The organism is Bradyrhizobium sp. GW821-FHT13H05 (assembly GCF_058804065.1).
The window spans coordinates 163,786-185,244 of record NZ_JBXAPO010000015.1 but is presented as its reverse complement, the minus strand read 5'-3'; the positions used below and the strand labels follow the sequence as shown (position 1 = coordinate 185,244).

Genomic DNA, 21,459 nt, shown 5'->3' with positions numbered 1-21,459 from the left:
CCGGTGACTTCGGCGGATTGCGCGACCTGACGGCTGATCTCGGTGATCGAGGAGGACAGTTCCTCCGCGGCGGAGGCCACGGTCTGGACGCGCTGGCTGGCTTCGTTGGCGGCCGAACCGACCACGGCGGCGCGGCGGTTGGTGCCTTCGGCGGTGGACGACATCGACTTGGCGGTGGTCTCGAGCTCGCCGGAGCCGGAGGCCATCAGGCCGACGAGCTGGCCGACGGAGGCATCGAAGCGGTCGGCGAGCGAGATCAGGGCGTCGCGCTTCTCCTGTTCGCTGCGAGTCTTGTTGGCGGCCTGCTCAGCTTCGAGGGTCCGGGCCGTGAGTGCGGTCTGCCTGAGTACTTCGAGCGTCTCGGCCATGCGGCCGATCTCGTCGCCGCGATCGGTTTCCTCGACCGGCTTGTCAATCGAGCCGTCGGCGATCTCCTGCATGCGGGTCTTCTGGCGATCGAGCGCGCTGAGCACGTCGCGGGCAATCAGCCAGGATAGCGTGGCCATCAGCAGCATCAGGCCGACACCGATCGCGGCGAGCTCCAGCGTCAGCGCGCGCACGTCGGCATCGATGTCGTCGACATAGAGGCCGTAGCTGATTGTCGCATTCCAGGGCGCGAATTTGCGCGCGAACACGGTCTTGCGCACCGGTTCGGTCTGGCCGGGGCGGGGATAGAGGTAGGAGGCCACGCCTCCGCCATTCTGGTCTCCGGCCTTGAGGATCGCGTCGGCGATGAGGACTCCGTTGGAGTCGATCGCGCCGGTGATCTTGCCTTCGAGCTGCTGATTGGCGCCGTTCACGAACAGTGAGGTGTCGGGATTGTAGACCACGGGATAGCCCTGGCCGCCGTTGAAGCTCATGCGCCGGCCGCGCTCGTGGAAGCGGGACTTCGCCTCCGGCAGCGTCAGCTTGCCTGCGGTGACATCTTCCTGGAGTGATTGTGCGTAGTTGTAGAGGAGCTCTACCGCGGTCCGCATCTGCTGGACGCGGTCTTCCATCATGCGGCTCTTGCTGAGCACGGCCGATACGCCGATGATGGCTGTGACCGTGAGTGCCGCGAGACAGACCATGCTGGCGAGCTTGGTGCGGATCTTCAGATGGCTCAGCAGCTTCATCACAGCCCCTAGAAAATGGTTGTTATTATCAACATTGGTAGCATGAAGTGCTTACCATTCATGAACATGGCCATTTGGCGGCCGGCCGCCCGCATGACGGTACGCAGCCTCATGCGCAATCGTGCAGGCAAACGGACATGCGCCGCCGCGCCTCAGCACGCATGCTGGAGCAGATCGATCTCAGACTTTGGTGGTCATCAAGCCTGGCCGGACCCGCAATGAACCGATTCGTTCACCGCCTCATCATGTCCGTGCTGCTCGTCGCGGCCCTCGTTCTCATCTGGAACGTGCTGGGGACGCGGTAGGCGGCACCGGCAAGGTTTGCCGGTGCCATCCGTTATTTGTGCGTCAATTGCGCGCGCGTCAGTGCCAAGCGAACGCAGGTCGAGTCGCTAGTCCTTGCCCATCGCTGCATCGGCGCTGACCGAACCGCCGCCGGCTGCCGAGAGATAGAGGCAGGCGAAGCAGAACAGGATCGCCGCGGTGCCGCCATTGAGCAGCGGCAGGACTACCGGCGTCTCGCCCTTGAACATGTGGCCCATGAAATAGGCGAAGGCCATTTCACCGGAGAGGATGAAAGCGGTGAGGCGGGTGAACAGGCCGATCATCAGGAGTGCGCCGAGCACGAGCTCGATTGTACCGGCCGCGTAGATGATCGGCGGGATGTTCGCGAAGTACGGCAGCACCGGGAACTTGAACAGCTTTGCGACACCGTACTGGAACAGCAGCAGCCCCGTGATGAAGCGAAACAGGCTCAAGAGAACCGGTTGAAAGCGAGTGAGATAAGGAAAGTTCATTGGTTTGCCCTCCATCCAATGCTTGCGACTAGGACCGTATTCAGTTCCAGCCTGCAAGCTGCCCGAGGTCAATTCGAGCTGACATTTTTGTCATGTCGGACAAAACACCGCAGGCAGGACTTTCAGCCGCGCCGACCCTGATTTTTTGCGGCTGTTCGCGCCATCCCCATCCGTAATTTCCCGGTGACGCGAATGCGCTCAGGTTACCTCCGGGAGACCTAGCGCCGCAAGGCGGGGACGATCAGGAATGGAATCATTCCGAGGATCACGCTCGCAAGTGCGAAGGCAAGCAGCGCGTTGTAGCCGTGCGTCGCATCGTGGATCAGGCCGCCGCTCCAGGAGCCGAACGCCGAGCCGAGGCCACTGCCGATCGAGATCGAGCCGTAGATGGTGCCCACCCGCTTGCCCCTGAAGATCCGCATCGCGGTCGCGCTGATCAGCGGGCCGCGCGAGCCCATCATGCTGCCGAAGCAGACGACGAAGCCGGTGAGCAGAAGGATGCTCGGCGAATATTGCAGCAGCCAGAGCAGGACGATGCCGAGGATCGAGATCGCGTAGCTCAGCAGCACCGATGGCCTTCGCCCGATCAGGCCGTCGAGCGCGGAGACCCCGAGCATGCCGAACACCAGCACGACGCCCGAGAAGCCCCAGGCTGTCGCGGCCTGGAGCGGCGGAAAGCCGGCATCGATCAGATAGGCCACGATCTGGGCGGCGATCGCATACATGCCGACGGCGGTGAAGAAGAAGGTCGAGAACAGTGCCCAGAAGGCGTGGTGCCGCATCGCGCCGAGGAGCGTCCAGCCATTGTCGACGAAGTCAGGATCGGTCTTCTTCACGACATGCGGCGAGCCCGACGCAAACAGCTGCCACGGCAGCAGCATGAGCGGCACCAGCAGGCCCAATGCTGCGAAGCCGAACAGCTGGTAGGTGTCGCGCCAGCCGATGTGGTCGATCAGGAGCTGCGAGGCCGGCAGCAGCGCCAGCACGCCGCCGCCCATGGCCGAATACACCACCGACATCGCGGTCGGCAGGCGCGGCCCGAACCAGCGGCCGAGCAGGATCGAGTTCGGCACGATGCCGATGAAGGCGACGCCGATGCCGACGCAGAGGCCGATCGAAAGCTGGAATTGCCACAGATGCTGCGCGTGCGCCGCAATCAGGAAGGCTGCGCCAAACAGCAATAGCCCGAGCGCATAGACGATGCGTGGTCCGGAGTGGTCGAACAGGCGCCCGACAAAGGGAGCGGTGAGGCCGCTCGCGAGCCAGGTGAGCGAGTAGACCGAGACGATCTGTGCGCGGTCCCAGCCGAAACTTTCCGAGATCGGCTTCAGGAACACCGTAAAGCTGTCGCCGAGCCCGCGGCCGAGAACGGCAAGCGTGAAGCAGAGTGCAAGCACGGTGAGTGCGACGCGCACGGCGCCCCGCGTCGTCGTCGCGACGCCCGTCTTGCTCGTTTCCTTGCTCGCTTCCCTGGGCGCGTTCTGATCCATTTCTCATCAGGGAGCGCGTTTCGGCGCGCCCTGACAAGCATCAAAAGCTCATACGCCTATGCAGGCCTGATGAGGACGTGCTTCTTCTTGCCGAACGACAGCTTGACCACGCCCTCCGGCGTGAGACTTGCCGGCGTCAGCGCCATCTTCTCGTCGGTGACCGGCTCGTCGTTGACGCGCAGGCCGCCGCCCTTGATCTGGCGCCGCGCCTCACCGTTGGAGGCGACGAGACCCGCCTTGACGAAAGCGTTGAGCACGCCGAGGCCGGCGTCCAACTCGCCGCGCGGAATTTCCACGGTCGGGAGACTCTCCGCGAGCGCACCTTCCTCAAAGGTGCGGCGCGCGGTTTCGGCCGCTTCGTTTGCTGCGTCGCGGCCGTGCAGCAGGGCGGTCGCCTCGGTCGCGAGCACCTTCTTGGCCTCGTTGATCTCCGAGCCGCCGAGCGCCTCGAGCTTTTGGATCTCGCTCATCGGCAGCGTCGTGAACAGCTTCAGGAACTTGCTAACGTCGGCGTCCTCGGTGTTACGCCAATACTGCCAGAAGTCGTAAGGCGAGAACTGGTCGGCGTTGAGCCAGACGGCACCTTGCGCGGTCTTGCCCATCTTGGCGCCGGAGGCGGTCGTCAGCAGCGGCGTCGTCAGCGCGAACAGCTGATGCGTGCCCATGCGTCGGCCGAGATCGACGCCCATGATGATGTTGCCCCACTGGTCCGAGCCGCCCATCTGCAATTTGCAGTCGGTGCGCTTGGCAAGCTCGACGAAGTCGTAGGCCTGGCAGATCATGTAGTTGAACTCGATGAAGCTCATCTCCTGCTCGCGCTCGAGGCGCAGCCGCACGGAGTCCATGGTCAGCATGCGGTTGACCGAGAAGTGCCGGCCGACGTCGCGCAGCATCTCGATCCAGTTGAGCTTGGTCAGCCACTCCGCATTGTCGAGCATGATGGCGTCGCTCTTGCCATCGCCGTATTTCAGCACCTTGGCGAACACACCGCGGATCGATTCCTTGTTGGACTCGATCTCGGCAACGGTGCGGATCGCGCGCGTCTCGTCCTTGCCGGAGGGATCGCCGACCATGGTGGTGCCGCCGCCCATCAGGGTGATCGGCTTGTTGCCGGACTGCTGGAGCCAGTGCAGCATCATCATGGTCAAATAGTTGCCGATATGCAGCGAGCGGGCGGTGCAATCGTAGCCGACATAGGCGGTCGCCTCGCCCTTGGCGGCGAGGGCGTCCAGCCCCTCGAAATCGGAGCATTGGTGGATGAAGCCACGTTCCTGCAGGGTATTGAGGAAATCCGATCTAAATGCAGTCATCTGTCGGCGTGCCTGACAATTCTTGGTTTACTGTTTTGGGAGCAATTTAAGGGTCTTCCGTTGGAACTCGACTGCTGCCCGCCACTTGGCGCTGTGGCATTATAAGATGTGTCCCTCTGGCACAAGATCGGCATGCCGGAGGGGGCCTTTTGAGGACGCTGATCCATGATGTTGACGGCACTCGGTTTGATGAGCGGCACCTCGCTGGACGGGGTGGATGTCGCGCTGATCGAAACCGACGGAAAGCAGGTAAAGGCGTTCGGGCCCTCCGGTTACCGGCCGTATAATCCGGCCGAGCGCAGCCTGCTGCGCCAGGCCCTGAGCGAGGCCGTGCATTTGCCGCAGCGCGATGCCCGGCCGGGGGTTCTGGCCGAGGCCGAGCGCGCGGTGACGCAGGCGCATGCCGAGGCGGTGGCCGCCTTCGTTGCCCAGAACCGGATGAAGCCGGAGGACATCGACATCGTCGGCTTCCACGGCCAGACCGTGCTGCACCGCCCCGAGCGGCGGCTGACGGTGCAGATCGGCGACGCGCCGGCGCTGGCGAGAGCGATCCATATCCCCGTGATGCACGATTTCCGCGCTGCCGACGTCGAGGCTGGCGGGCAGGGCGCGCCGTTCGTGCCGGTCTACCACCGCGCGCTCGCCAATTCGCTGGAGCGCGAGGGGCCGATCGTCGTGGTCAATATCGGCGGCGTCTCCAACATCACCTATATCGACGGCAACGATACGCTGATCGCCTGCGATACAGGGCCCGGCAATGCGCTGCTCGACGATTTCATGTACCGCACCGTGAACCAGGCGTTCGATGCGGAAGGCAAGTTCGCAGCGCTCGGAAAGGTGGACGAGGCCTGGATCGCACGCGCCCTGGAACTGCCGTTCTTCGCAAGCCCGCCGCCGAAATCGCTCGATCGCAACGACTTTGCCGCGCTGAAACTCGGTGACGTCGCACCGGCTGACGGCGCCGCGACGCTCACCGCCTTCACCGCGGCGGCCATCGCCCGCATCATCCCGCTGTTGCCGCGGCGGCCGCGGAGCTGGATCGTCTGCGGCGGCGGCGCCCGCAACCTCACCATGCTGCGGATGCTGCGGGAACGGGTGGGCTCGGCCACCGTCGAGGCCGCCGAGGCGCTTGGCTGGGCCTCCGACGCCATCGAGGCGCAGGCCTTCGGCTTCCTCGCCGCCCGCGGCCTGAAGGGCCTGCCGCTGTCCTATCCGGCCACCACGGGGGTGCCGATGCCGATGACCGGCGGGGTAATCGCGCGGCCCTGAGGTCTTGAGATCAATGGAGGTTAATGCAAGTGCATGGATCTTGACGAGTCCATGCAAATGCATCTATCCTGGTGGCCGTTGCATCCAACCTCCGGGATCATTGCCATGACCGCCTCGCTCAAACTGATCAGCCACAAGCTTTGCCCCTATGTGCAGCGCGCCGTGATCGCGCTGAAAGAGAAGGGCGTGCCGTTCGAGCGGATCGACATCGATCTCGCGAATAAGCCTGAGTGGTTCCTCAAACTGTCGCCGCTCGGCAAGGTGCCGGTGCTGGTGGTGACGACGGACAAGGGCGAGGTCGCACTGTTCGAAAGCAACGTGATCTGCGAGTACATCGAGGAGACGCAAGCTGGCGCGAAGCTGCATCCGGCCGGTGCGCTTGAGCGTGCCGAGCACCGCGCCTGGATGGAGTTCGGTTCGGCGATCCTCGGCGACCTCTGGGGTCTGGAGACGACAAACGATCCGGCGACTTTCGAAAGCAAGCGCCAGGCGCTTGTCGCGAAGTTCACTCGCGTCGAAGCCGCGCTAAGCGCAGGTCCATTCTTTGCTGGCGATGCGTTCGGTCTGGTCGACGCCGTGTTTGCCCCCGTCTTCCGCTATTTCGATCTGTTCGATGAGCTGACCGAGCACGGCATCTTCAAGGATCTGCCGAAGGTGCGAGCATGGCGCGTCGAGCTTGCGAAGCGCCCGAGCGTGCGCAACGCTGTCGACTCGCATTATCCGGAATTGCTGCACGCCTTCCTCGTGCGCCACGACGCGCATCTGCTCAAGCTCGCGGCCTGAATGGCGCCTTGGTTTCGTCGCCCCGGATTTCGCTTCGCTCCATCCGGGCTACAAGGTCTTAGCCCGACAAGGCCTCAGCGCACGTTGGCCAGGCGCATGTCGAGATAGGCCGTGATGGTCTCCATCAGCGGCTCGAGCTTGGCGTCGAAGAAATGGTTGGCGCCGGGGATGACCTGCTGGTCGATCACGATGCCCTTCTGCGTCTTCAGCTTCTCGACCAGCGTGTTGACGTCCTTCGGCGGCACCACCGCGTCCTTCTCGCCATGCACGATAAGGCCCGAGGACGGGCAGGGCGCGAGGAATGAGAAGTCATAGAGATTGGCCGGCGGCGCGATCGAGATGAAACCTTCGACCTCGGGACGGCGCATCAACAGCTGCATGCCGATCCAGGCGCCGAAGGAGAAGCCGGCGACCCAGCAGGCGCGCGCTTCGGGATTGATGGTCTGCGCCCAGTCGAGGGCCGCTGCCGCATCCGACAGTTCGCCGGTGCCGTGGTCGAACGAGCCCTGGCTGCGGCCGACGCCACGGAAATTGAAGCGCAGTACCGAGAAGCCGCGGTGCGCGAAGGCGTAGTAGCATTGGTAGATGATCTGATGGTTCATCGTGCCGTGAAACTGCGGATGCGGATGCAGGACCATCGCGATCGGCGCGTTCTTCTGCTTGGCCGGGTGGTAGCGGCCTTCGAGACGGCCAGCAGGGCCGGTGAAAATGACTTCAGGCATCGGTGATCTCTTGATTGATTTGCTGGAGCGAGGATGCTTGGAGACGTTCCTTGGCAATCAACCGATTATGGCCTCGTCGACAGCGATGCCGACGAAAGCGCGAATGGAAGGGTGAGAAGGCGTGCGCCTCGCGGTGATGCGCAAACGGCGCGCGGTGACTTGACGCGCGCGTTCTAACATGAGGCGTGGGTCAAAAAGCAAGCATCTTGAACATCCGGCAATCGGCTCAAGATGTTAGCGCGTCACCGCCGTGTCGTGGCCAGGATGGATCGGAATCACGGTTGCCAAGTGCGCGGCAGGAGCCCATGTCGGGCGGTGAGGCGGGCGGAGCAGGTTCCGTCATAGGGTAATATATTACTTTCATGCCGAGCCGCGTCTATCTCGACTGGAATGCGACCACGCCGCTGCGCGCCGAGGCGCGCGCAGCGATGCTGGCTGCCTACGAGCTGATCGGCAATCCGTCCTCGGTCCATGCCGAGGGACGGGAGGCGCGACGGCTGGTCGAGGACGCGCGTGCGGCGCTTGCGGCGGCGGTCGGGGCACTGCCGCGGAATGTCGTGTTCACCTCCGCCGGAACCGAGGCCAATGCGCTGGCGCTGTCGTCCGGCTTGCGGGGGCCGTCCGGCGGGCCGGTGGAGCGGCTGCTGGTCTCGGCCGTCGAACATGCTTCAGTGCTGGCAGGTGGCCGGTTCCCGGTCGACAAGGTCGGTCATATCAGGGTGACACGCGCCGGGGTGGTGGACCTCGATCATCTGAAGGTGTTGCTCGAGGACGGTCCGCCGGCCCTGGTCTCCATCATGGCGGCCAACAACGAGACGGGCGCGCTCCAGCCTGTTGCTGAAGCCGCCCGGATCGTTCACGAGGCCGGAGGCCTCCTGCACGTCGACGCGATCCAGGCGTTGGGCAAAATTGCGTTCAATATGAATGCGGTAGGCGCGGACCTTGCGACCTTTTCTGCGCACAAGATCGGCGGCCCCAAGGGCGTCGGCGCACTGGTGATGGCCGAGGGGCTCGCTGGACTGGATCCAGTTCTGCGGGGCGGGGGCCAGGAGCTGAACCGGCGCGCGGGAACCGAGAATGTCGCCGGCATCGCCGGCTTTGGCGCAGCGGCGAAGGCCGCGCTTCAGGCTCTGCCGGAGGATGCGGAGCGAATGATAAGTCTAAGAGATCGTTTGGAAAACGGCATCCGTGGCATTGCCGGTGCGACCATCTTCTCGGATGATATCGAGCGGTTGCCGAATACCATCCTGTTCACGGCGCCCGGCCTGAAGGCCGAAACGGCCGTGATCGGCTTCGACCTCGCAGGCGTGGCCGTGTCCTCAGGCTCGGCCTGTTCCTCGGGCAAGGTCCAGCCGTCCCACGTGCTTTCGGCCATGGGGTTCGACCCCGCAATGGCCCAGGGAGCGGTGCGCCTCAGTCTGGGCTGGTCCACGGAACCGGAGGACATCAATCGGGCGTTAGAGGCTTGGCGAAAGCTCGGTAATACCCTACTTAGAGGCTAAGCGACGAAACACGGCTTGAACGGTTCTAAGCCCGTGCTTTCTGCCGAAAAACATCGTAATACTCGTCCGAGTTTGATCCACCGCGGTCCTTGAAACCGCGAGCGGAGGATAGAATGCCAGCCGTGCAAGAGACGGTCGAGCGCGTGAAGCGCATCGACGTCGACCAGTATCGTTATGGGTTTGAGACCCTGATCGAGTCCGACAAGGCCCCCAAGGGGCTGTCGGAAGAGACCGTCAAGTTCATCTCCGAGAAGAAGAACGAACCCGCCTGGATGCTCCAGTGGCGGCTTGAGGCCTATCGGCGCTGGTTGACCATGCGTGAGCCGACCTGGGCCCGCGTCGACTATCCCAAGATCGACTTCCAGGACCTCTATTACTATTCGGCGCCGAAGCCGAAGAAGACCATCACCTCGCTCGACGAGATCGATCCGGAGATCCTGAAGACCTACGAGAAGCTCGGCATCCCCTTGCGGGAAGTCGCCATGCTCGAAGGCGTCGAGCCCAAGCCCGGTGAGGAAGACCCCAACAGGCGCAAGATCGCGGTCGATGCGGTGTTCGACTCGGTCTCGGTTGCGACCACCTTCAAGGCCGAGCTGAAGAAGGCCGGCGTGATCTTCATGCCGATCTCGGAAGCGATCCGCGAGCATCCCGAACTGGTGCAGAAGTATCTCGGTTCCGTGGTGCCGACCTCCGACAATTTCTACGCGACGCTGAACTCGGCGGTGTTCTCCGACGGCTCGTTCGTCTACGTGCCGCCGGGCGTGCGCTGCCCGATGGAGCTGTCGACCTATTTCCGCATCAACGAGCGCAACACCGGCCAGTTCGAGCGCACGCTGATCATCGCCGACAAGGGGTCCTACGTCTCCTATCTCGAAGGCTGCACCGCGCCGCAGCGTGACGAGAACCAGCTGCACGCCGCCGTGGTCGAGCTCGTCGCGCATGACGATGCCGAGATCAAATATTCGACGGTGCAGAACTGGTATCCCGGCAATTCGGAAGGCAAGGGCGGCATCTATAATTTCGTCACCAAGCGTGGCGACTGCCGCGGCGACCGCTCCAAGATTTCCTGGACCCAGGTCGAGACCGGCTCCGCCATCACCTGGAAATATCCGAGCTGCATTCTGCGCGGCGACAATTCCAGCGGCGAGTTCTACTCGATCGCCATCTCGAACGGCTATCAGCAGGTCGACTCGGGCACCAAGATGATCCACCTCGGCAAGAACACGTCGAGCCGGATCATCTCCAAGGGCATCGCCGCCGGCAAGTCGCAGAACACCTATCGCGGCCTCGTCACCGCGCATCGGAAAGCGACCGGCGCGCGCAACTTCACCGCCTGCGACTCCCTGCTGATCGGCGACAAATGCGGCGCGCACACCGTGCCGTATATCGAGGCCAAGAACTCCTCGGCGACGTTCGAGCACGAAGCGACGACCTCAAAGATCTCCGAGGACGTGCTGTTCTACTGCATCCAGCGCGGGCTCAGCCAGGAAGAAGCCGTCGGCCTCGTCGTCAACGGCTTCGTCAAGGACGTGCTGCAGCAACTGCCGATGGAATTCGCGGTGGAAGCGCAGAAGCTGATCTCGATCTCGCTTGAAGGGTCGGTCGGCTAGCTCGGACCTCATCCTGAGGAGGCCGCGGAACGCGGCCCTCTCGAAGGATGGAGACCGGAAAGATTGGTGGCCTCAATCCTTCGAGACGCGCCTTCGGCGCTCCCTGGGATGAGGGGATAGATGGAAAAACAAGATGGCTTTGCTTGAAGTGAAAGACCTCCAGGTTCGTGTCGAGGAGCGTGAGATCCTCCACGGGCTGACGCTGACCGTGAACGAAGGCGAGATCCACGCGATCATGGGGCCGAACGGCTCCGGCAAATCGACGCTCTCCCATGTCATCGCCGGCAAGCCCGGTTACGAGGTCACCGGCGGCCAGATCCTGTTCAAGGGCGAGGACCTGCTGGAGATGGCTCCCGAGGAGCGCGCCGCCCAGGGCGTGTTCCTGGCGTTCCAGTATCCGGTCGAGATTCCCGGCGTCACCACCATGAATTTCCTCCGGACCGCGCTGAATGCCCAGCGCAAGGCGCGCGGCGAGAGCGAGCTGATGGTGCCGGAGTTCCTGAAGAAGGTCCGCGAGGTCTCGAAGTCGCTGAACATCCCGCAGGACATGCTCAAGCGCGGCGTCAATGTCGGCTTCTCCGGCGGCGAGAAGAAGCGCAACGAGGTGCTTCAGATGGCGCTGTTCGAGCCGAGCCTGTGCATCCTCGACGAGATGGATTCCGGCCTCGACATCGACGCGCTGCGCATTGCGGCCGACGGCGTCAATGCGCTGCACTCGCCCAAGCGCGCGATGGTCGTCATCACCCACTATCAGCGGCTCCTGAACTACATCGTGCCCGACATCGTGCACGTGATGTCGAAGGGCCGGGTCGTGAAGAGCGGCGGCAAGGAACTGGCGCAGGAGCTGGAAGAGTCCGGTTACGCCCAGTTCGAGGACGCTGCGTAAGGAATTTTGTGATGAACGTTGCTGTGGCAAAGACCGGAAAGGGCCGCGCGGTGAGCGATCTCTTCACCAGCGCCGAAGCCCGCTTGCCGGGTTCGCCTTCCGTGATCGCGGCGCGCCGCGAGGCGTTCGAGACCTATGAGCGTCTCGGCCTGCCGCACCGCCGGATCGAGGAATGGAAATACACCGATCTGCGCGCGCTGGTCGGCGAGGTGCTGCCGCTCGCAGCCGTGCCCGATGCGGCTGCACTGAAGCGCGCGGCGGACGCCGTGAAGGCGAATGCGATCGAGGGTGCCCGCAAGCTGGTGCTGGTCGATGGCGTGTTCGTCGCCGATCTGTCCGACGTCAAGGCGCTCGCCTCCGAGGCAGGCTTCAAGACGTTGCGGGAGACGCTGGACAAGGATGCGGGTCTCCTGAAGACCGCATCCACCGATGCCGTAATCGCGCTGAACGCGGCGCTTGCGACCGACGGTGTGGCGCTGTCGATCGCGGACGGCGCGCAGCTCACTGCGCCGATCCAGATCATCCATGTGGCGACCGCCGCGTCGGCCTCGGCCATCACCCGCTCGCAGATCGTGGTCGGGAAGGGCGTTCGCGCCACCATCATCGAGAGCTTCGTCGCGGCCGGTGCCAAGGCCTACCAGGTCAACGATGCCGTCATCATCTCGATCGGCGACAATGCTGACGTCGCGCATATTCGTCTGATGGACGATGCGCCGGACGCGGTGAACATTACGTCGCAGTTCGTCACGATCGGCGCGAACACGAAGCTGAATGTCTTCAACATGACCACCGGCGCGGCCGTCAGCCGCCTCCAGGGGTTCATCACGCTGGCAGGCGAGGGCAGCGAGCTCTCGGCCAACGGCGTCAACCTGTTGCAGAAGACCGAGCATGGCGACACCACGCTGGTGGTCGACCATGCGGTACCGAACTGTGTCAGCCGCGAGATCTTCCGCGCCGTGCTCGACGATCGCGCCCATTCGGTGTTCCAGGGCCGCATCATCGTCCGTCCCGATGCGCAGAAAACCGACGGCAAGATGATGATCCGCGCGCTGCTGCTCTCGGATGAAGCCGAGGCCGACAACAAGCCCGAGCTGGAGATCTTTGCCGACGACGTCTCCTGCGGCCACGGCGCCACCGCCGGCGCGCTGGACGAGAGCCTGCTGTTCTATCTGAAAGCGCGCGGTCTGCCCGAGAAGCAGGCCCAGGCGCTGCTGATCCAGGCCTTCGTCGGCGAGGCAATCGAGCAGATCGCCGATGATAATTTGCGCGAGCACGTGATCGGCATTGCCGAGCGCTGGCTGGAGCGTCGCCAATGAGCACGCATCCCGCAGTCAAGAACGGTGCCTACGACGTCGCGCGGGTGCGCCAGGACTTTCCGGCGCTGGCCATGCAGGTCTACGGCAAGCCGCTGGTCTATCTCGACAACGCAGCGTCCGCGCAGAAGCCGAGCGCCGTGCTCGACCGGATGACGCAGGCCTATACGAGCGAATATGCCAACGTGCATCGCGGCCTGCATTACCTCGCCAATGCCGCGACGGAAGCCTATGAGGGCGGCCGCGCCAAGGTGGCGCAATTCATCAACGCGCCTCGCACCGAAGAGGTGATCTTCACCCGCAATGCGACGGAGGCCATCAACCTGGTGGCCTCGTCCTGGGGCGGGCCGAACGTCAAAGAGGGCGACGAGATCGTCATCTCGATCATGGAGCACCACTCCAACATCGTGCCATGGCATTTCCTCAGGGAACGCCAGGGCGCCGTGATCAAATGGGCGCCGGTCGACGACGAAGGCAATTTCCTCATCGACGAGTTCGAGAAGCTGCTGACCGCCAAGACCAAGCTGGTCGCGATCACGCAGATGTCGAACGCGCTCGGCACCATCGTCCCGATCAAGGACGTCGTGAAGATTGCGCACGCCCGCGGCATTCCCGTGCTGGTCGACGGCAGCCAGGGCGCGGTGCATCTGCCTGTGGATGTCCAGGACCTCGGCTGCGATTTCTACGTCTTCACCGGCCACAAGGTGTACGGGCCGACCGGCATCGGCATCCTCTGGGCCAAGTACGACCACCTCGTCGCGATGCGTCCCTATAACGGCGGTGGCGAGATGATCCGCGAGGTCTCGCGCGATGTCGTCACCTACGGCGATCCCCCGCACAAGTTCGAGGCGGGCACGCCGGCGATCGTCGAGGCCGTCGGCCTGGGCGCGGCCATCGACTACGTCAATTCGATCGGCAAGGAGCGCATCGCCGCCCACGAGCACGATCTCACCACCTATGCCCAGGAGAAGCTGCGCGAGATCAACTCGCTGCGGCTGATCGGCACCGCCAGGGGCAAGGGACCGGTCATCTCCTTCGAGCTGAAGGGCGCCCATGCCCACGACGTCGCCACCGTGATCGACCGCCAGGGCATCGCGGTGCGCGCCGGCACCCATTGCGTGATGCCGCTTTTAGAGCGGTTCAACGTCACGGCCACATGCCGGGCCTCGTTCGGCATGTATAATACGCGGGAAGAAGTCGATCATCTGGCACAGGCGCTGTTGAAGGCGCGGGATTTGTTCGCATGAGTGACACGGCCGAAATCAAAGCCAACCCGATGGAAACCCAGTCGGCGCTGCCGCCTGAGGAGACCGAGCGTCTGACCACCGAGATCATCGCGGGTCTCAAGACCGTGTTCGACCCGGAAATCCCGGCCGACATCTACGAGCTCGGCCTGATCTACAAGGTCGAGATCAAGGACGATCGCTCTGTCGACGTCCAGATGACGCTGACGACGCCGAACTGCCCGGCCGCCGGCGAGCTGCCGACCATGGTCGAGAACGCGGTCGCCAGCGTTCCCGGTGTCGGCGTGGTCGACGTCAAGGTGGTCTGGGAGCCCGCATGGTCGCCCGAACGCATGAGCGACGAGGCCCGCCTCGTGCTCAACATGTGGTGACGCGTAACGCTTGCTTTGACTCCTCGGCATTGAATTGGCGCCGCAACGGACCACATCATTGACATGACCCAGATTTCGTCAGGCTCGACACCAGCATCCACTCCGAAGCCGCGGCGCCCACGCCCGCAGGTGATGCGGCTCACGGACGCCGCCGCCCAGCGCATCAGCGAGCTGACGAGCCGCGCCGATTCCGAGATCGTCGGCCTGCGCGTCGGCGTCAAGAATGGCGGCTGTGCCGGCCAGTCCTACACAGTCGAATACGCCCATGATGTCCGCCCGACCGACGAGGTCGTCGAGGACAAGGGCGTCAAGATCCTGGTCGACCCCAAGGCCGTGCTGTTCCTGCTCGGCACCGAGATGGACTACAAGGCCGACAAGATGCAGGCCCAGTTCGTCTTCAACAATCCCAACCAGGTCTCCGCCTGCGGTTGCGGCGAGTCGGTTGAGCTGCGCCCGGCCAAGATCGACGGGTAACGCCTTCCCACTACTTTCGTGTCCCGGACGCGCTGCGGCGCGTGTGCGCCGCTGCGCAGAGCCGGGACCCACGCTATAGTTTCAGTCCGTAGAGCGACTGGGCCCCGGCTCAGCAGCGCCATAGCGAGTCGAAGACGCGCGTAAACGCGCTTCTGACACGCTGCGCTGCGTCCGGGGCACGAGAGGGCGTGCCATGGACCGCGAATTCCTGATCGACCTGTTCGCCGATTTTGGCCTCGTCACCATCCGAAAAATGTTCTCCGGCTACGGCATTTCCGCCGATGGCATCAACTTCGCGCTGTCTCTCCGCGCCGGCCTGTTCTTCCGCGCCGACGAGGTGACCATCCCGGACTTCGAAGCGGAAGGCTCAAAACCGTTCCAGTATTCGACCCGCGCCAAGACCGTGACGGTCAACTCCTACTGGGAGTTGCCGGCGCGCCTGTTCGACGATTCCGAGGATTTCGTGAGATGGGCGAGGGCTGCGCTCGCCGCCGCCCAGCGCGCCAAGGTGAAGAAGCAGCCGAAGGGGAAGAAGGCAGTGAAGCAAGCTGCAAAGCCTGCGAAAACGCCCAAGAAGGTGATCAAAACGAGCCCGGCGCGAAAGCGCGCCAAACAAAAGGCTTGAGGATCACTCCACGGCCTTGGTCAGGCCAACCCGCATATCCTTCGCCGTAAAGACGCAGGTGCCGTCGGCGAGCACCCGACCGTCGGCAATTCCGAGCACCAGCTTGCCGCGGCGGACCATGCGCATGGCGACCTCGTAGCGTACGCGTTCCGTGTCCGGCGTGATGAAGCCCGTGGCTTCGACCTCGCCGACGCCGATGGCGCGGCCCTTGCCCGGGGAGCCCGACCATCCCAGCCAATAGCCGATCATCTGCCACATCGCATCCAGGCCAAGGCTTCCCGGCATCATCGCATCGCCGCGATAGTGGCAATCGAAGAACCAGTGGCCCGGCACAATGTCCAGTTCGCCAACGATATGGCCCTTGCGGAATTCGCCGCCGTCCAGGCTGAGTTCGGTGATGCGGTCCATCATCAGCATCGGCGGTGCCGGCAATTGCGCGTTGCCTGGGCCGAAATAGCCGCCTTCACTCGATCTCAGCAGATCGTCCTTGCTGTAGGACGGCTGTGGCGTGTGAAAATCATGGGGATTGGGCACGACGACAAATCCTCGATGCTCAGGCGGCGAGGAAGATGTCGTTCGTCAGATCAGAATGTCAAGCGCACGCGGTTCGGCGCGCTGCTTCCGTCACGCCACGCGGCTGTGGCTCTCGATCGCGAATTCCGGATCGGCCTCGCAGATCACGCGGTTGCGGCCGTTGCGCTTGGCGGCATAGAGGCAGGCATCCGCGCGCTCGATCAGCGCCTCGGTATCGTCACCCTGCTTGAGCATGGAGACGCCGACGGAGATGGTGACGCGGCCAAGGATCTCGCCGGTGGATTTCTTCTTCAGTTCCTTCGCCATCACCGCACGGCGGATGTGATCGGCAACCGTGAGGGCCTGGCGCAGCGCGGTGTTGGGCAGCACCACCGCGAATTCCTCGCCGCCATAGCGCGCGGTGATGTCCTGGCCCTTGATGGTTTGCTTCAGCGAGAGGCCGACGAGCCGCAGCACCTGGTCGCCGGTGAGATGGCCGTAGGAATCATTGAACGACTTGAAGTGATCGATGTCGAACAGCAGCAGCGACAGCGGCTCGCCCGATGCGAGTGCGTTCTGCACGGCCATGCCGATCATGCGGTCGAAATATTTGCGGTTGCCGAGGCCGGTGAGCGGGTCGGTCAGGCTCTCGGCGCGGATCGCCTCCAGGCTCTGCTGGAGGTTGCTGATCTCGTTCTTCGACAGCGTCAGCCGGTCTTCCAGCGCCTTGTTGGTCTCGCGCATCTCGCTGGTGGAACGCAGCAGCGTCTCGACGATCGCCTTGATCTGGTCGCGGCTCTTGGCGGACGACAGTCTCTCGCTCGCGCCCGACAGGCTTGCGTCATAGGTGCCGGTCATGCCGAGCGCGTCGGTCAGGACCTTCATCACGTCGTCAATCTCGCCGATGACGCGCGCGCCGACCTTGTCGATGCGGTCGGTGGTCTTGATGTGGGAGAGATAGGTCTCGTAGATCTGCTCGAGATCGCCTTCGGTCAGCTTGCCGTGGCGGGCCAGCGTCTCGTTGATGATCTTGTTGAGCGGCGCGTTGTAGCCGGTGGCGTAGACGTACCAGATCTCGTAGTTGCGGGGAATTGCCGTCTGCCGAAGCGACCGGATCTGACCGAGCGCTACTTCGGCGAACGCCATTGTGCGTTCGTGTTCGTCGAGAACCTTGACCACGGAACATACCCCACAGCGGTCGATGCGCAGTCGACCGCAGCAATGCTTAAATTATGTTCGTAGGCTAACGGGCGTTTGTGAACGGCCAGTAAATATACGGTCGCAATACATCATAAAAAGTGTCGCGGCGATCCTGCTCAACCGCGACTCCTGGTGCATCGCAGTTCAGGCGCCCGCGGGAGAGCGCACCGGCCGGAGCAGAAACGCCGGCAGATGCGAATGATCGCCCGGCTCGCTGTCGGCCTCGCGCTGGCGGCGCGGCTCGGGGCGGCCGATCGAGGGCACATGCGACGCATTGGCTTGCTGGCGCGAGCCGTGACGTGGTTCGGATGATGGTCTGGCCTCGCGCGGAGGCCTCGGCTCGCGCGCAGGCTTCGCCTCGGGGGCGGGCCGTGCTTCTGCTGAAGGCCTTGTTTCAGAAGCCTGTCTTGCCTCGCCACGCGGTTCGCGCGGCTCGTGGCTGCGTTCACGGTCGCGGCCGCCGCGCTGCGGCTTGCCGCGTCCGCCGCGGGAGCGTTCGCGATCCCGTCCACGCTGCTCGCGCGGTCGCTCGCTCGCGTCGCCGGCTTCTGCGCTCACTTCGTAATCGCCCTCGGCGCGCGGAATGCTCTGGCCGATCAGCTTCTCGATCGCCACCATCGACTTCTGGTCGAGCGGCGTCACGAGTGAGATCGCCATGCCGGACCGGCCTGCGCGGCCGGTACGACCGACGCGATGGACATAATCGTCGGGATGGTGCGGGACGTCGAAATTGAAGACGTGGCTGACCTCGGGAATGTCGAGGCCGCGGGCGGCGACGTCGGAGGCGACCAGCAGCGGCAGCTCACCTTTGCGGAACTGTTCGAGCGCCGCCATGCGGGCCGGCTGGTCCATGTCGCCGTGCAGCGCGCCGACGCTGAAGCCGTGCTTCTGCAGCGATTTGTGAACGATCGCGACCTCGCGCTTGCGATTGCAGAAGATGATCGCGTTCTTGAGATCCTTGGCCTCGCGCAGCAGGCGGCGAAGCAGTTCGCGCTTCTCATGCGCTTCGCGCCCGGCAGGCACTTGCGACTGCGTGACGGTCACGGCGGTGGTGGCGGGCTTGGAAACCTCGACCTTCTGCGGATTGTGCAGGAAGGTTTCGGTGATGCGCCGGATTTCCGGCGGCATGGTCGCGGTGAAGAACAGGGTCTGCCGCGTGAAGGGGACAAGCTTGCAGACGCGCTCGATGTCCGGGATGAAGCCCATGTCCAGCATGCGGTCGGCTTCGTCGATGACGAGCAACTCGACGCCGGTGAGCAGGAGACCGCCGCGCTCGGTATGGTCGAGCAGGCGGCCAGGGGTGGCGATCAGCACGTCGACGCCGCGCGTCAGCTTGGCATCCTGGTCGCCGAAGGAGACACCGCCGATCAGCAGCGCGACGTTGAGCTTCTGGCCGGCGCCGTAGCGGTCGAAGTTTTCCTTCACCTGCGCCGCGAGCTCGCGGGTCGGCTCGAGGATCAGCGTGCGCGGCATGCGCGCTCGCGCTCTGCCCTTTTCGAGGATGGTAAGCATCGGCAGCACGAAGGCCGCCGTCTTGCCGGTGCCGGTCTGGGCGATGCCGAGCACGTCCTTGCGTGCGAGGACGTGGGGGATCGCCTGTTCCTGAATGGGGGTGGGGGTGGTGTAACCGGTGGCCGCTACTGCGGCGAGGACTTTTTCGGACAGTCCGAGATTTGAAAAGGACATTGAGCCTCTGGTCGAAACCGCCGTTCGGAATCGAGGGTAATAAGGCTGGTCGCGTTCCACCCCGAAACGGCGCGCTCCTCAAAGAAGCTGGGGGTGCTGACTCACGCGAACAAAGCGCAAGGCTCAGGAATCGCTCTTCGATCCGAGCCGCGTCGACCCGGAACATAGGCGGGAATTGGCCAAAGTCAATGGAGCAGGCGCGGGAACACCCTAAAAACCCTGAGGTTTTGCCCAAATCACGGGCGCGGCTCATCTTTTCCGGCTCGGCCATTGGTCGGGCCGGCGGCTGGGGGGACTTCGAGGCGACAATGCCTTCGTATGCCTAGCTCGTCATCATCCTTCCTGCGGAAGATTTCCTCTCGGCGCACGGCAAAGACAGATCATGCGGCCTGCGCTAGCTTCGGGATAGGGAGCGCTTTCGCCTCTACAGGGGATCCCAGTAAAATATTCACGAATTTTGTCGTGCCCTCTTAGCAGAGCAAAAAGGAGAGCAGAGTTCTCGCTTCCAGGTCGCGCTGACCAAAAGCTACAACCATACTTGATGCTTGATTATCGATTGACCATATCAGTTCGGCGGGGAGGTTCTTGCATATGCGCGAAAGCGAATTCCAGCGCCAACGCCGAGAACAAAATTTTCAAAAACGAGTTCTTGCTGCTGTCGAGAAGCCGACGCCGGGCGCGAAGCTCACGAAAATTATAAACGCACCAAGCTTTCTGTGGTTGCTGACCGCGGTGCTACTAACCTTTGGTGGAAGTTACTATGGTAACTATCAGCAGTGTATCCGCGAGTCAGACCGGGTAACAGACTCTCTACAACGCCTAGGACAAGAAATTTCGTCACGACTGAATTTTGCTGAGACATCGATGAATAAGAATTCCGACTTTACTTCGGTGTATAGGTCTCTCCGGAGCGCACCGTACTATTATTCTGATGTTCAGCACTGGACCATTGGTGAACTGAAGGAGCGGTACTATGCACTTCAGCATCGAATTGATTCCAGCGCGCGTACGATGGAGACGTACGGGCCGAGTCAGCGCGCTCGAAGCGAGGATCCCGAACTTGACAAGATACTATCGGATTATTTCGACGCTCTTATAGGGGATGCGCAGCGATCGCCCGACGTTATAGACGGGAACGAGCAATCCTATCTGCGGGCTGCTTTAAGCGACGCGACAATTCGATACAAACTCGACTACCTGAACGATTTTCTGTTTGAGTTCGAGCCGAACTGCTCGCCATCAACGGTTATTCGTAGTGTCTTTTCCGGGCGGAGCCCACAGCTGATCGCGCGCAGGCGCGGAAATGAGGATGTCGGCATTCCCGAGAAGAAGGCTCCGGAACCCAAAAGGCCGGAGGCTGCTTCGGCAAGTGAAGGCGAGCTTACGTCTCAAGTTGGTACGACGAAGTGAGTTCAACTACAAACCGTCACCAAGCATTCGCAAGTTGTATATTCAGTTCTTTTCTCGGCGCGGCCTCTATTAGATTAACGCCCCTCAGAACCCTGGGCCCGGAAGTCGCCGGGGGCCATGCCATAGGCGGCGTTGAAGACCCGGTAATAGGTCGCCAGACTCTCGAAGCCGCAGGAGGTCGCGATGTCGGCGATCAGCCGCTCTGGCGCCTCGCGCATCAGGCGGCGGCTCTGCTTGAGACGTTCGTCGGTCACCGTCTGTGAGAAGCTCTTCTCGGCGGCCTCGAACAGCATGTGCAGGTGACGCACGGAGACGCCGAGCTGGTCGGCCACCATCGCCGGCGCGAGCTCAGGGTTGTGGAGGTGGCGCGCGATCAGGCGCCGCGCCTGCGAGAGGCGGGCGGTCCGCAGCGCAGCCTGTCCGAGCCGGCTGCCGGGCCGCACGATGCCGCGCTCGATCAGCGCCAACTGGGCCAGCGCCTGGACGAGGGAGGTCGCATCTGCTGTCCCATCCTCGGCCGCGGCGGCCTCGCCGAGATCGGCAAAGCAGGCACCGAGCAGCGGCGCCAGGGTGAGGTCGTCGAAGGTCCGCGGCGTCAGCTCACGGACCCGCTTGTCCTGGGTGGGGAGGGCGCCGACGGGGATCTTCAGGATCCGCAAGTGGAAGCCGCCCGCACCGAGCGGCGCGGTACGATAGGGCAGGTCGGTATGGCTGGTGGCGAAGCCGCCATTGGCAATCGCGAAATCGCTTCCGCGCATGCCGCCGAACCAGCCGCCGCTACCGAGCTGCTGGTAGACGCAGATGCTGTCGCCGGGCGCGTAGGCGATGTCGGAGGTGCTGCGCTCGACCGTGTAATGCGAGGCCTTCAGCTCGACGAGGCCGCCGCCGCCAAGCTGGCGCAGCGAGAATTCGCCGTAGAAATCCGCGCGCCGCTCACGCTCAAGTTCGGCGGTAACGCCGAACAGGCCCTTGGATCGGACCTCGCGCCAATAGTCGAAGCGGTCGTGCGGTTCGACTTCGTCAGTACACCAGCGATACACGGCAGCCCCCGCTTCCAGTGCAATTGCCCAAGAAAATCGTCCAAGAAAAAGCAGATTCCAGCGCAACCTGCCATAGCCCAGATGATGGAACCGAAGGCC

Annotated in this window: 21 protein-coding genes; 12 read left to right on the top strand and 9 right to left on the bottom strand. The window is 63.4% G+C overall.

The genetic code is table 11. The features are described 5' to 3' along the window. On the bottom strand, positions 1-1,115 hold a 1,115-nt coding region (locus AC1RR3_RS32035; protein WP_492828183.1), incomplete at its 3' end, for a cache domain-containing protein. Between the two features lie 137 nt (positions 1,116-1,252). On the opposite strand from AC1RR3_RS32035, the gene AC1RR3_RS32030 reads away from it, so the two are divergent. Beyond that, positions 1,253-1,420: a hypothetical protein gene (locus tag AC1RR3_RS32030; protein WP_492828181.1), complete on the top strand. Its 168-nt coding sequence runs from the start codon at positions 1,253-1,255 to the stop codon at positions 1,418-1,420. An 87-nt stretch (positions 1,421-1,507) separates the two neighbouring features. Here AC1RR3_RS32030 and AC1RR3_RS32025 read toward each other — a convergent pair whose 3' ends face one another. The 3 genes from AC1RR3_RS32025 to tyrS form a co-directional block, all read right to left on the bottom strand. Next, entirely contained in the window at positions 1,508-1,912 is a 405-nt protein-coding gene (locus AC1RR3_RS32025; protein WP_492828180.1) for a DoxX family protein, read from the bottom strand. A gap of 218 nt (positions 1,913-2,130) precedes the next feature. Beyond that, the gene (locus AC1RR3_RS32020) at positions 2,131-3,402 is read right to left on the bottom strand and encodes an MFS transporter (RefSeq protein WP_492828178.1); all 1,272 of its coding nucleotides are present in this window, start codon (positions 3,400-3,402) and stop codon (positions 2,131-2,133) included. A 56-nt stretch (positions 3,403-3,458) separates the two neighbouring features. Next, positions 3,459-4,712, bottom strand: coding sequence for a tyrosine--tRNA ligase (gene tyrS, locus AC1RR3_RS32015; RefSeq protein WP_492828177.1), 1,254 nt, complete (start codon positions 4,710-4,712; stop codon positions 3,459-3,461). 165 nt (positions 4,713-4,877) lie between these two features. On the opposite strand from tyrS, the gene AC1RR3_RS32010 reads away from it, so the two are divergent. Beyond that, positions 4,878-5,981, top strand: coding sequence for an anhydro-N-acetylmuramic acid kinase (locus AC1RR3_RS32010; protein WP_492828175.1), 1,104 nt, complete (start codon positions 4,878-4,880; stop codon positions 5,979-5,981). A 105-nt stretch (positions 5,982-6,086) separates the two neighbouring features. After that, the gene (locus AC1RR3_RS32005) at positions 6,087-6,764 is read left to right on the top strand and encodes a glutathione S-transferase family protein (protein ID WP_492828173.1); all 678 of its coding nucleotides are present in this window, start codon (positions 6,087-6,089) and stop codon (positions 6,762-6,764) included. 74 nt (positions 6,765-6,838) lie between these two features. On the opposite strand, the gene AC1RR3_RS32000 is transcribed toward AC1RR3_RS32005, so the two are convergent. Then, the gene (locus AC1RR3_RS32000; protein ID WP_007591562.1) at positions 6,839-7,486 is read right to left on the bottom strand and encodes an alpha/beta hydrolase; all 648 of its coding nucleotides are present in this window, start codon (positions 7,484-7,486) and stop codon (positions 6,839-6,841) included. 362 nt (positions 7,487-7,848) lie between these two features. On the opposite strand from AC1RR3_RS32000, the gene AC1RR3_RS31995 reads away from it, so the two are divergent. The 8 genes from AC1RR3_RS31995 (at position 7,849) to AC1RR3_RS31960 (ending at position 15,511) form a co-directional block, all read left to right on the top strand. After that, the gene (locus AC1RR3_RS31995; RefSeq protein ID WP_492828170.1) at positions 7,849-8,988 is read left to right on the top strand and encodes a cysteine desulfurase family protein; all 1,140 of its coding nucleotides are present in this window, start codon (positions 7,849-7,851) and stop codon (positions 8,986-8,988) included. Between the two features lie 113 nt (positions 8,989-9,101). After that, positions 9,102-10,598, top strand: a complete 1,497-nt coding sequence (gene sufB / locus AC1RR3_RS31990) for a Fe-S cluster assembly protein SufB (RefSeq protein ID WP_492828168.1) — start codon at positions 9,102-9,104, stop codon at positions 10,596-10,598. A gap of 133 nt (positions 10,599-10,731) precedes the next feature. Continuing rightward, complete coding sequence (sufC, locus tag AC1RR3_RS31985) at positions 10,732-11,484, top strand: Fe-S cluster assembly ATPase SufC (RefSeq protein WP_492828166.1); 753 nt, start codon at positions 10,732-10,734, stop codon at positions 11,482-11,484. An 11-nt stretch (positions 11,485-11,495) separates the two neighbouring features. Then, on the top strand, positions 11,496-12,800 hold the full coding sequence (gene sufD / locus AC1RR3_RS31980) for a Fe-S cluster assembly protein SufD (RefSeq protein ID WP_492828165.1): 1,305 nt from the start codon (positions 11,496-11,498) through the stop codon (positions 12,798-12,800). Further along, positions 12,797-14,044: a cysteine desulfurase gene (locus tag AC1RR3_RS31975; RefSeq protein ID WP_492828163.1), complete on the top strand. Its 1,248-nt coding sequence runs from the start codon at positions 12,797-12,799 to the stop codon at positions 14,042-14,044. Before sufD ends, AC1RR3_RS31975 begins: the two co-directional genes overlap by 4 nt. Continuing rightward, on the top strand, positions 14,041-14,412 hold the full coding sequence (locus AC1RR3_RS31970; RefSeq protein ID WP_008142994.1) for an SUF system Fe-S cluster assembly protein: 372 nt from the start codon (positions 14,041-14,043) through the stop codon (positions 14,410-14,412). Before AC1RR3_RS31975 ends, AC1RR3_RS31970 begins: the two co-directional genes overlap by 4 nt. Positions 14,413-14,475: 63 nt before the next feature. Beyond that, complete coding sequence (locus AC1RR3_RS31965; protein ID WP_143844933.1) at positions 14,476-14,886, top strand: HesB/IscA family protein; 411 nt, start codon at positions 14,476-14,478, stop codon at positions 14,884-14,886. Between the two features lie 193 nt (positions 14,887-15,079). Continuing rightward, on the top strand, positions 15,080-15,511 hold the full coding sequence (locus AC1RR3_RS31960; protein ID WP_492828160.1) for a TfoX/Sxy family protein: 432 nt from the start codon (positions 15,080-15,082) through the stop codon (positions 15,509-15,511). 3 nt (positions 15,512-15,514) lie between these two features. Here AC1RR3_RS31960 and fabA read toward each other — a convergent pair whose 3' ends face one another. The 3 genes from fabA to AC1RR3_RS31945 form a co-directional block, all read right to left on the bottom strand. Next, positions 15,515-16,045, bottom strand: coding sequence for a bifunctional 3-hydroxydecanoyl-ACP dehydratase/trans-2-decenoyl-ACP isomerase (gene fabA, locus AC1RR3_RS31955; RefSeq protein ID WP_492828158.1), 531 nt, complete (start codon positions 16,043-16,045; stop codon positions 15,515-15,517). A 90-nt stretch (positions 16,046-16,135) separates the two neighbouring features. After that, positions 16,136-17,203 carry a GGDEF domain-containing protein gene (locus AC1RR3_RS31950; protein WP_492828156.1) on the bottom strand — a complete coding sequence of 356 codons (1,068 nt, stop codon included), beginning with the start codon at positions 17,201-17,203 and terminating at the stop codon, positions 16,136-16,138. Positions 17,204-17,368: 165 nt separating this feature from the next. Beyond that, complete coding sequence (locus AC1RR3_RS31945) at positions 17,369-18,910, bottom strand: DEAD/DEAH box helicase (protein ID WP_492828154.1); 1,542 nt, start codon at positions 18,908-18,910, stop codon at positions 17,369-17,371. A gap of 591 nt (positions 18,911-19,501) precedes the next feature. Between AC1RR3_RS31945 and AC1RR3_RS31940 the strand changes: the two genes are divergently transcribed. Then, positions 19,502-20,320 carry a hypothetical protein gene (locus tag AC1RR3_RS31940; protein ID WP_492828152.1) on the top strand — a complete coding sequence of 273 codons (819 nt, stop codon included), beginning with the start codon at positions 19,502-19,504 and terminating at the stop codon, positions 20,318-20,320. 74 nt (positions 20,321-20,394) lie between these two features. Here the strand turns inward: AC1RR3_RS31940 and AC1RR3_RS31935 are convergent, their stop codons facing one another. Continuing rightward, entirely contained in the window at positions 20,395-21,360 is a 966-nt protein-coding gene (locus tag AC1RR3_RS31935; protein ID WP_492828150.1) for an AraC family transcriptional regulator, read from the bottom strand. Positions 21,361-21,459 lie beyond the last annotated feature (99 nt).

What these genes read in the sequence shown, in the direction of transcription:
- AC1RR3_RS32010 (WP_492828175.1), top strand. Translation starts at nt 4,878, where the DNA reads ATGATGTTGACGGCACTCGGTTTGATGAGCGGCACCTCGCTGGACGGG.
- AC1RR3_RS31960 (WP_492828160.1), top strand. Translation starts at nt 15,080, where the DNA reads ATGGACCGCGAATTCCTGATCGACCTGTTCGCCGATTTTGGCCTCGTC.
- AC1RR3_RS32005 (WP_492828173.1), top strand. Translation starts at nt 6,087, where the DNA reads ATGACCGCCTCGCTCAAACTGATCAGCCACAAGCTTTGCCCCTATGTG.
- sufB (WP_492828168.1), top strand. Translation starts at nt 9,102, where the DNA reads ATGCCAGCCGTGCAAGAGACGGTCGAGCGCGTGAAGCGCATCGACGTC.
- AC1RR3_RS32000 (WP_007591562.1), bottom strand. Translation starts at nt 7,486, where the DNA reads ATGCCTGAAGTCATTTTCACCGGCCCTGCTGGCCGTCTCGAAGGCCGC.
- AC1RR3_RS31940 (WP_492828152.1), top strand. Translation starts at nt 19,502, where the DNA reads ATGCGCGAAAGCGAATTCCAGCGCCAACGCCGAGAACAAAATTTTCAA.
- AC1RR3_RS31965 (WP_143844933.1), top strand. Translation starts at nt 14,476, where the DNA reads ATGACCCAGATTTCGTCAGGCTCGACACCAGCATCCACTCCGAAGCCG.
- sufD (WP_492828165.1), top strand. Translation starts at nt 11,496, where the DNA reads ATGAACGTTGCTGTGGCAAAGACCGGAAAGGGCCGCGCGGTGAGCGAT.
- AC1RR3_RS31945 (WP_492828154.1), bottom strand. Translation starts at nt 18,910, where the DNA reads ATGTCCTTTTCAAATCTCGGACTGTCCGAAAAAGTCCTCGCCGCAGTA.
- sufC (WP_492828166.1), top strand. Translation starts at nt 10,732, where the DNA reads ATGGCTTTGCTTGAAGTGAAAGACCTCCAGGTTCGTGTCGAGGAGCGT.
- AC1RR3_RS32020 (WP_492828178.1), bottom strand. Translation starts at nt 3,402, where the DNA reads ATGGATCAGAACGCGCCCAGGGAAGCGAGCAAGGAAACGAGCAAGACG.
- AC1RR3_RS32030 (WP_492828181.1), top strand. Translation starts at nt 1,253, where the DNA reads ATGCGCCGCCGCGCCTCAGCACGCATGCTGGAGCAGATCGATCTCAGA.
- tyrS (WP_492828177.1), bottom strand. Translation starts at nt 4,712, where the DNA reads ATGACTGCATTTAGATCGGATTTCCTCAATACCCTGCAGGAACGTGGC.
- AC1RR3_RS32025 (WP_492828180.1), bottom strand. Translation starts at nt 1,912, where the DNA reads ATGAACTTTCCTTATCTCACTCGCTTTCAACCGGTTCTCTTGAGCCTG.
- AC1RR3_RS31970 (WP_008142994.1), top strand. Translation starts at nt 14,041, where the DNA reads ATGAGTGACACGGCCGAAATCAAAGCCAACCCGATGGAAACCCAGTCG.
- AC1RR3_RS31975 (WP_492828163.1), top strand. Translation starts at nt 12,797, where the DNA reads ATGAGCACGCATCCCGCAGTCAAGAACGGTGCCTACGACGTCGCGCGG.
- AC1RR3_RS31995 (WP_492828170.1), top strand. Translation starts at nt 7,849, where the DNA reads ATGCCGAGCCGCGTCTATCTCGACTGGAATGCGACCACGCCGCTGCGC.